Below are 1690 nucleotides of genomic sequence, written 5' to 3' on the forward strand. Positions count from 1 at the left end.
GCTGACGCAACTGCGCCTGCCGCTGGCGGCATAAAAACAAGGCGCGCCCGGTCGCCGCGCCTCGCCGCCGTTGGGTTTCGAAGAAACTACCGCCGCAACACCGCGCTCAGCACATCCCTGATGCCGATGGCGCCGACAAATCGCGACTGGTCGTCAAACAGCGCTACCGGAGCGGTCTGCGAACGGTGCATGGCCAGCATGACGGTTTTCAGCGAGGTGCCGGGATTGGCCCAGAACACTTGCGCGGCTTCCTCGGATTGGCCTTCGACGTCGGCGCACGACACCCAGACCGCCGGCTTGCCGTCGCGTTCAGCCGCCGCCACCAGCCCGTGATCGTCGATCTTGAAGCGCGTCGTCTTGCGGCGGTCGAGCCAGACCCAGCCGTCCTTGCCGTGCTCCAGATCGCGACGGTCGCGCATCACGTTCCAGGCGGTCAGCACCGACAGCGGGTTCACATTGGCGATGAAGTCTCGGACATAGTCGTTGGCGGGCCGCAGCACGATGTCTTCGGGCGCGCCGGTTTGCACGATGCGCCCACCCTCCATGATGGTGATGTGGGAGCCGATCTTCAGCGCCTCCTCGAGGTCGTGGCTGACGAAGATGATGGTCTTCTTCAATTCAGCCTGCAGCTGCAGCAATTCGTCCTGCAGCTTGGTGCGGATGAGCGGGTCGAGCGCCGAGAACGGCTCATCCATCAACAGGATCGGCGCCTCGGTGGCGAAGGCCCGCGCCAGGCCGACGCGCTGCTGCATGCCGCCCGAAAGCTCATGCGCGTATTTCTTCGACCACTGGTCGAGATTGACCAGCTTGAGCTGGCGTTGCACGCGCTCCTTGCGCTCGGCTTCCGGGACGCCGGCGAGTTCGAGGCCGAGACCGACATTCTCCTCCACCGTGCGCCAGGGCAAAAGGCCGAACTGCTGGAACACCATCGCCACCTGTTTCTGGCGCAGGCGCCGCAAGGTCGCCTCGTCGCAGGTGACGACATCGACGGTCTTGTCGCCATCCTTGACCAGCACCTGGCCGCGCGACACCACGTTGAGCCGGTTGACCGCCCGCAGCAATGTCGACTTGCCCGAACCGGAGAGGCCCATCAGAACGGAGATCTCGCCCTCGTTCACGGTCAGGCTGGCGCCGGCGCAGCCCAGTACATTGCCGGTCTTTTCGAGGATCTCGGCGCGGCTGGCGCCGGCGTCGATCATCTTCAGCGATCCGGCCTGGTCGGCGCCGAAGACGATATCGACGTTCCTGAAATCGACGGCGACGGTCATTTCTTGCCTCCAACGGCGATGCGGGTCATCCGGTCGAGCACGATGGCCAAAACGACGATGGCAAGCCCCGCCTCAAGCCCGAGGTCGATGCGGCGCGAGCCGAGCGCCCGGTTGATCTCGGTGCCGAGCCCGCCGGCGCCGATCAGTGCGGCAAACACCACCATCGACAGCGACAGCATGATCGATTGCGTCAGGCCGGCCATGATGGTGGGCAGTGCCGACGGCAGTTCCACCTTCCACAGCAGCTGGCTCTTGGTGGCGCCGAAAGCCTCGCCGGCCTCGACGATCGACTTCGGCACCGAGACGACGCCCAGATGCGTGAGCCGGACCGCGGTCGGAATGACGAAGATGATGGTGACGATGAGGCCGGGCGCGTTGCCGAGGCCGAACAGCGTCAGCACCGGGATCAGGTAGACGAAGGT

The 1690-nt window shown here is 65.3% G+C and carries 2 protein-coding genes; both read right to left on the bottom strand.

Features of this window, described 5'->3' with window-relative positions:
* Nucleotides 1–86: 86 nt before the first annotated feature.
* On the bottom strand, nt 87–1268 hold the full coding sequence (choV, locus tag EN914_RS34540) for a choline ABC transporter ATP-binding protein (RefSeq protein WP_024504539.1): 1182 nt from the start codon (nt 1266–1268) through the stop codon (nt 87–89).
* On the bottom strand, nt 1265–1690 hold a 426-nt coding region (locus EN914_RS34545), incomplete at its 5' end, for a proline/glycine betaine ABC transporter permease (protein ID WP_127389644.1). The genes EN914_RS34545 and choV, both read right to left, overlap by 4 nt.

The organism is Mesorhizobium sp. M7A.F.Ca.CA.001.08.2.1 (assembly GCF_003998455.1).
Lineage (GTDB): Bacteria > Pseudomonadota > Alphaproteobacteria > Rhizobiales > Rhizobiaceae > Mesorhizobium > Mesorhizobium ciceri.

Bases quoted from the DNA above. Each gene is read 5' to 3' on its own strand.
- choV (WP_024504539.1), bottom strand. From the start codon at position 1,268: ATGACCGTCGCCGTCGATTTCAGGAACGTCGATATCGTCTTCGGCGCC.